This window comes from Mesorhizobium sp. M0048, from assembly GCF_040323405.1.
GTDB lineage: Bacteria > Pseudomonadota > Alphaproteobacteria > Rhizobiales > Rhizobiaceae > Mesorhizobium.
Genome location: NZ_JAMYUV010000038.1, coordinates 46,774 through 54,120 on the forward strand (window position 1 = coordinate 46,774; position 7,347 = coordinate 54,120).

Annotated in this window: 4 protein-coding genes; 2 read left to right on the forward strand and 2 right to left on the reverse strand. The window is 63.8% G+C overall.

Annotated features, from left to right (window positions below; all coding sequences use genetic code 11):
• Positions 1-210 precede the first annotated feature (210 nt).
• Positions 211-1,851, forward strand: coding sequence for an ABC transporter substrate-binding protein (locus NKJ84_RS24675; protein ID WP_352508623.1), 1,641 nt, complete (start codon positions 211-213; stop codon positions 1,849-1,851).
• Between the two features lie 49 nt (positions 1,852-1,900).
• Here the strand turns inward: NKJ84_RS24675 and NKJ84_RS24680 are convergent, their stop codons facing one another.
• Complete coding sequence (locus NKJ84_RS24680) at positions 1,901-3,388, reverse strand: pyridoxal phosphate-dependent decarboxylase family protein (protein WP_352508624.1); 1,488 nt, start codon at positions 3,386-3,388, stop codon at positions 1,901-1,903.
• A gap of 25 nt (positions 3,389-3,413) precedes the next feature.
• Positions 3,414-4,499, reverse strand: a complete 1,086-nt coding sequence (locus NKJ84_RS24685) for a PLP-dependent cysteine synthase family protein (protein WP_352508625.1) — start codon at positions 4,497-4,499, stop codon at positions 3,414-3,416.
• A gap of 247 nt (positions 4,500-4,746) precedes the next feature.
• On the opposite strand from NKJ84_RS24685, the gene NKJ84_RS24690 reads away from it, so the two are divergent.
• Positions 4,747-6,744, forward strand: coding sequence for a transcriptional regulator (locus tag NKJ84_RS24690; RefSeq protein WP_352508627.1), 1,998 nt, complete (start codon positions 4,747-4,749; stop codon positions 6,742-6,744).
• Positions 6,745-7,347 lie beyond the last annotated feature (603 nt).

A 7,347-nucleotide genomic window follows, 5' to 3' on the forward strand; every position in this document is an offset into this window, starting at 1 on the left:
GCGGAGTGCGGCTCTCATGCCGGCCAGGCAAGCGCAGAAATCCTCTCTCCTCAAGCTCCCCACTGCGGAACAGCGCACAACAACTGCGGGAACCTGAACACTTGCCCGCTCAGGCCAGCATTATCATCACCTCACGTAAGGCGCCCCTGCGAAACGCATCCACCCCCGCGGCGCGGTCGGTCGGAGGCGCCCAACAAAGAGGGAACGACGATGAAGTTCATGCTGACCGATCGGAAATTGCATCCGCAGGCCGCGCCCGTCGCCGACGGCTTCAAGAAGGGCCAGATGAACCGGCGCGAATATCTCGCCACCATGGCCGCGTTTGGTGTCAGCGCTGCCGGCGCGCTGGCGCTTGGCGGGCTTGCTCCGTCACCGGCCAGGGCCGAGGAGGCGAAGCGCGGTGGCGTCTTGCGCGTTGCCATGAACGTCAAGGGCTGGAAGGATCCGCGCACCTTCGACGGCGTCGAGATGTCCAACGTCGCCCGCCAGTGTAATGAATATCTGGTGCGCTGGAACCGCGACTTCACCTTCGAGCCATGGCTGCTCGAGAGCTGGGAGACCAGCGACGATGCCCGCGTGCTGACGCTGCATGTCCGCAAAGGCGTCAACTGGTCGAATGGCGACACCTTCAACGCCGACGATGTCATTCACAATCTGACGCGCTGGTGCGATGCGTCCGTCGCCGGCAATTCTGTCGCCGCGCGGATGGGCGCGCTGGTCAACGCGGACACCAAGAAAGCCGTCGACGGCGGCATCGAACGCGTCGACGACTTCACCGTGCGGCTCAATTTGCCCAAGCCCGACATTTCACTGATTGCCGGCATGGCCGACTATCCGGCACTGATCATGCACCGCAGCTATGAAGGCGACGGCGACCCGCTGAAGGCATTGGCGATCACCACCGGGCCGTGCGAACTCGTGGCATGGGACGCCGAGGTCGGCGCCGAAGTCCGCCGCAAAGACAAGCCATGGTGGAAGGGCGAGTTCTACCTCGACGGCATCAAATGGGTCGACTACGGCTCCGACCCCAACGCCATGCTGTCGGCCTTCGAATCGGGCGAGATCGACACCGACCACGAAACCGCCTCCGACACGGTTGCGCAGACCGACTCGATGGGCCTGAGCAATTCCGAGATCGCCACCGGCTCGACGATCGTCGCGCGTTTCAATGTCGCCAATCCGCCCTATGACGACATCAAGGTGCGCCGCGCCGCCCAGCTCGCCGTCGACAACGCCGCTGTGCTGAAGATCGGCATGGACAACCGCGGCAAGCCGGCCGAGAACCATCATGTCGGGCCGATGCATCCCGAATATGCCGATATCGGCCCAGCCGTGCGCAACATCGATCAAGCCAAGGCCCTGCTCGCCGAGGCCGGCAAGGCCGATCACGAATACGAGCTCATTTCGGTCGACGTCGACTGGCAAAAGACCACCGGCGACGCCATCGCAGCGCAGATGCGCGAGGCTGGGCTGAAGATCAAGCGCACGGTGCTGCCGGCCGCCACCTTCTGGAACGACTGGAGCAAATATCCGTTCTCCTGCACCGAATGGCTCGGCCGGCCGCTGGGCATCCAGGTGCTGGCGCTGGCCTACAAATCGGGCGCCGCCTGGAACGAGAGCGCTTACGCCAATCCGGAATTCGACAGCCTACTCGACAAGGCGCTGGCGATGCCCGATGCCGGTGCCCGCAAGGAGATCATGGCGAAGATCGAGCAGAATCTCCGCGATTCCGGCATCATCATCCAGCCCTACTGGCGCTCGGTCTACCGCACCTACCGCAAGGGCGTCCATGGCTGCGAGCAGCACCAGTCGCTCGAGCAGCATTTCGAGAAGGTCTGGCTCGAGGCGTGACTCGTGCCGCCCGACGGAAGGCCGGCGCGCAAGGCAGCGGAAGCCAGCGTCACCCGGCGGTGCCCGCCCTTGAAATCTCCCGCCCGAGGCGCACCGTTTCCCGCACCAGCAGGTCCAGATCGTCGCGCCGGGTACGGTGGTTGTTGATGGCGACCCTGAGGCAATGTTGGCCATGCACCGTCGTGTCGGAAATGGCGGCGATGCCTTCTTCCTGCAGCCTCAGCATGATCTCGGTATTGAGCGCTTTCAGGCGCTCAGCGTCCAACCCATCGGCGCGATAACCAAAGCAGACGATGTTGATGTTCACCGGCGCCACCAGCTCGAGCGCCGGTTCGGCCTCGATCAGCTGACCGAGATAATGCCCTTGCGCGATGTTCTGGTCGATCAGCCCGCCGAACTTTTCGATGCCATGTTCTCTCAGCGCCATCCACACCTTCAGCGCCCGGAAGCCGCGTGACGTCTGCAAGCCGTAGTCGTGCAGCCATTGGCCGGAGGCCAGGCCGCGCGGCGTCGATTCCAGATATTCCGGCGTCACCGCGAACGTGCTGCGATGCGCGGAGGCATCCCGGATCAGCGCGCAGCCGACCTCGAAGGGCGCGTGCAGCCATTTATGCGGATCGAGCGCGATTGAGTGGGCGTGCTCGATGCCGGCAACGCGATGCGAATTGTCCGGCGCAATCGCAAGCAAGGCGCCGATGCAGCCATCGACGTGAAACCACAGATCCTCTTTTGCCGCCAGGTCGGCCAGCGCTTGCAGATCGTCGATTGCGCCGGTGTTCACCGTGCCGGCCGTACCGATTACGCAGGCCGGCTTGAAACCGGCGTCACGGTCCTCGGCGATCGCCGCCCGCAACGCAGCGATGTCGATCCGCAGCCCGGCATCGCTCGGGATGCGGCGCAGCGCCCGGTTGCCGAGGCCGAGCGCCTCCATCGCCTTGCGATGGCAGGAGTGAAGCTGGTCGGAGCCGTAGAAACGCAGTGGCTTGTCGATGCCGGCAACGCCGTGCTCGCGTATGTCGATGCCGGCCTTGGCGTTGCGCGCCACGGTCAGACCGATGATGTTGGCCATCGAGCCGCCGCTGACCAGTGTGCCGCTGGCCGATTGCGGAAAGCCCATCATTTCCTTGCACCAGTCGACGACCTGGTTGTCCATCAGCGCGGCGGCATGATTGCCGCCGCCGAGGTTGGAGCCCTGGATCGCCGCCAGGAAATCGCCGAGCGCGCCGGTGAAATTGCTCGAACCCATATACCAGGACCAGAAGCGCGGATGGATATTGCCCATCGGATAGGGCATCAGGCTCCTGGTGACGTCGCCATAGATTTCTGCCAGCGGCGCCGGCGAACGCGGCAGCGGCGATGTGAAGAAGGTCCTCACATCAACCGGCATCTCCTGCCACACCGGACGCTCTCTGACATCGCGCAGGTAAGCGACGGCATCGTCGACGATCCGATGCGACAGGACCTGCACATCGGCCCAGTTCGAGGGGTCAAGCGTTTCCTCGCTGGCCGTGACGGCCAATCCAGGTTTCGTGTCCATGCAGGCCGCTCCCGATGTGCCGCCGTCACGCCGGAAACTGGCAGCCGGGCGTCGACTGCGAAAGCGCGGTCTCCTCGGCGTCCATCTCCGCTTCGATGCCGTCGAACAGCGGCGTGGTCATGTAACGCTCGCCGGTGTCGGGAAGCATGCACAGGATCACCGAGCCGGGTAGCGCCTTTTCCGCGATCTGCCGCGCCACCGCGAAGGTCGCCCCGCCGGAGATGCCGGTGAAAATCCCTTCCTTCTGCGCCAGCGCCTTGGCCCATTTCATGCCCTCGGGCCCGGCAATCGGCACCACGTCGTCGTAGAGGCTTGTATCGATCGCCTCCTGCAGCACGTCCGGAATGAAGTCGGGCGTCCAGCCCTGGATCGGATGCGGCTCGAACGCTGGATGGCTGGCGGCAGGCGCGCCGCCGGCCCCGCGCTGCTGCGGCTTGCCGCTGCCGATAAGCTGCGCATTGGCCGGTTCGGCGAGCACGATCCGGGTCTCCGGCCGCTCGCGGCGCAGCACGCGTCCGACGCCGGCGACGGTGCCGCCCGTGCCATAGCCGGTGACGAAACAGTCGAGCCGCGAGCCGGCGAAATCGTTGATGATCTCGCGCGCCGTGGTCGCTTCGTGAATGGCGGCATTGGCCTTGGTCTCGAACTGGCGGGCAAGGAACCAGCCATTGGCCTCGGCGAGCTCCACCGCCTTCGTGTACATGCCAAAACCCTTCTGGGCGCGCGGCGTCAGCACCACCTTGGCGCCCAGCATGCGCATCAGCTTGCGGCGTTCGATGGAAAAACTGTCGGCCATCGTCACCACCAGCGGATAGCCCTTCTGGGCGCAAACCATGGCAAGGCCGATGCCGGTGTTGCCGCTGGTCGCCTCGACCACGGTCTGGCCCGGCTTCAAGGCGCCGCTGCGCTCGCCCTCCTCGATGATGTTGAGTGCCAGCCTGTCCTTTACCGAGGCGGCGGGATTGAAGAACTCGGCCTTCACATAGATCGTGGCATGGTCCGGTCCGAGATTATTGATGCGGATCACCGGCGTATCGCCGACCGTGTCGAGAATGCTGTCGAACAGACGGCCGCGCCCGGCGGTGGTTCTGATTTTCTGTTGATGCAACATGTCGATCTCCTCGCGTTGTCGTTGTCTCTTGTCGTCACGGGCCGGTTACAGACCGGTGGCTTGGGCGGCGAGGTTTCGAGACCTTGCCACGCTACATCTGCCTCCCGGCAATGCCAGCATCCGGCGCGGGAATTCGCTGCCGGATGCACCGTGTCACGTTTGGTGATAAAACAAAGGCCGACTGGCCAGCGTGGGAGCAGGCGTGGAAACTTACGTGGAATCCGCCCGATCGAGCCTCGGCGGCGAGATGGCCGGTCTTTCCGTGCGTCTGCTCGGACCGCTGACGATCGCACGCAACGGCATCATCATCCAGCTCCCAAAATCGCGCAAGCTGCGTGCGCTGCTCGCCTATCTGGCGCTGGCGCCGCATCCGGTCGGCCGCAGCCGCCTCTGCGAGCTTTTGTGGGATGTGCCGAACGACCCGCGCGGCGAGCTTCGCTGGTGCCTGAGCAAGCTTAGAGGCATCCTCGATGAACCGCACCATCGCAGGGTCGAGACACCAGGCGACACGATCGCGCTTGATCTGAAAGGTGCTTCCGTCGACGCTGTCGACATAGCCTCGGCCGCCGCCAAGGGTGTTGAGACGCTCGGTCTGGAGCGGCTGCAGGCCCTTTCCGGAATGTTCGCCGGCGATTTTCTCGATGGGCTGGAGATCGACCGCAGCCCGCATTTCAACGGTTGGCTGATCGCTCAGCGCCGCCGCTTCAGCTCCTGGCACGCCGCAATCCTGGAACACCTCGTCAACAAGCTTCCGGCGGATGCCGACGAAATGTCCTTCCATCTGGACAAATGGCTGGACCTCGCTCCGTTCGACGGGCGCGCGCATGTGGCTCTTCTGAAAAGGCTGGCGCAGCGCGGCCAGTTTGGCGCGGGCGAGGAACATCTCGCTTCCGCGGCGCGGCTGTTTGCTTCAGAGGATCTGGATTTCGGAGCCGTTCGGGAGGCATGGCGGACGATCCGCGGCGAACGACCTGCAGCAGCGCTCTGGGCGCGACCTTCACTCGTACCCGCGGCCCCCCACGCGTCAATTGTGCCTCCCCGTTCCGATACTGCTGCATCGCAGAAGGCTTCGCTCGCCGTGATGCCGTTTGCCGAAGAGGCGGCTGGCGGGGGCCCACGCGGAGGCATAGCCGATGGCCTCACCCACGACATCATCACCCGCCTGGCCAAGCTCAGGGATTTCTTCGTCATCGCGCGCGGCTCGGTGTTTGCCTTGGCGGAGAAAAACATCGCGCCCGAAGATGCCGGCCGGCGGCTCAACGTCGACTATGTCGCCACCGGCACCGTGCGCTGCCAGGCCGGCCGCGTCACCGTCGCGGTCGAGCTGGTCGAAGTGCGCACCGCCAGGATCGTCTGGGCCGAGACGTTCGAGCGCAAGCCGGACGACATCTTTGCCGTGCTCGACGACATCGGCAACAGCATCGTCTCGTCGATCTCGGCCGAGATCGAGACGGTCGAGCGCAATCGCGCCATGCTGAAGGCGCCCAATTCGCTGAACGCCTGGGAAGCCTACCACCGGGGCCTCTGGCACATGTATCGCTTCACCCGCACGGAAAACGAACAGGCCCGGCATTTCTTCGACATAGCCTTGAAGCTCGATCCGACCTTCGCCCGCGCCTATGCCGGGCTCTCCTTCACCCATTGGCAAAATGCCTTCCAGCGTTGGGGCGACCGCGACCAGGAAAGCGCCCTGGCCTTCGAGGCAGCCGGCCAGAGCCTGCTCGTCGACGATCACAATCCGGCCGCGCACTGGGCCATGGGGCGGGCGCTGTGGCTGCGCGGCGAGCAGGACGGCTCCCTCATCGAGCTCGTACGCGCCGTCGACCTCAGCCCGAATTTCGCGCTCGGTCACTATGCGTTGTCTTTCGTCCATTCGCAGTCGGGCGACCCGCAAGCTGCGATCGGCTCGTCCGATCATTCCAGGCATCTGAGTCCCTTCGATCCGCTGCTGTTCGGCATGTTGGGCGCCAGGGCGATGTCGCATGTCCGGCTTGGCCAGTTCGACGAGGCCGCCGAATGGGCGCTGAAAGCAGCCGCGCCTCCCAACGCCCACGCCATCATCCTGGCGATTGCCGCGCATTGCCTTGCGCTGGCGGGGCGGCTCGAGGAGGCACGAAGTTTCGCCGCTGCGCTGCGCAAGATGCTGCCGAACTACTGCGCCGACGATTTCATCGGCACCTTCCGCTTCGAGCCGGGCGCCGAGGCGCTGTTCCGGCAAGGCGCCAAGCGGATCGGGCTGCGGTGAGACAAGGCGTGGTTCGTCCGGCTCTCTAAACCGCTCATCGCGGCTGGCGCCACGAAACATCGTCATGTCCGCAGCCAAGGCGCATCGTCAGGCTGACCTTGAGGATGTTTGCCGTCGCTTGGCCCGACGGCCAGTACGAAAAGTCGGCAAAGGGGCGGCGTTTCTTTCGGCCCTCGCAACGGGTTGGGCTGGGTTCGAAAAAATACCACAATAGATCACGATTAGGGCGATCTTATAAGAAACGGTTTCGTCGCGTTTTTTCGTAGAGCAGGCGAAAAGTCACAACGATATGGAGTATTATTTGTATCAACGAGAAACAAAGCTAATGGAACGTTCCGTAATCTTGCTGGAGATGCATGTTTCAGTGTCTGCTAAGATAACCGGTTCTGATTCCGAAATATTAAGCATTTGCCAAATTCAATCCTGCGATATTGGGATCTGTCCTTGTCACAGGCGGATTCGAATGCAATTTCTTGGAAGCACAGCCGCGTCAGCGGATTGGACACCTCGAACTACCGGCATTTCCAGAGTGGGTGGTGCGACAATGAGGTTGCGAACAGCCTGACGCGCGGCGGGGGCTGGATTTCGGTCGTTGGGGCTGAT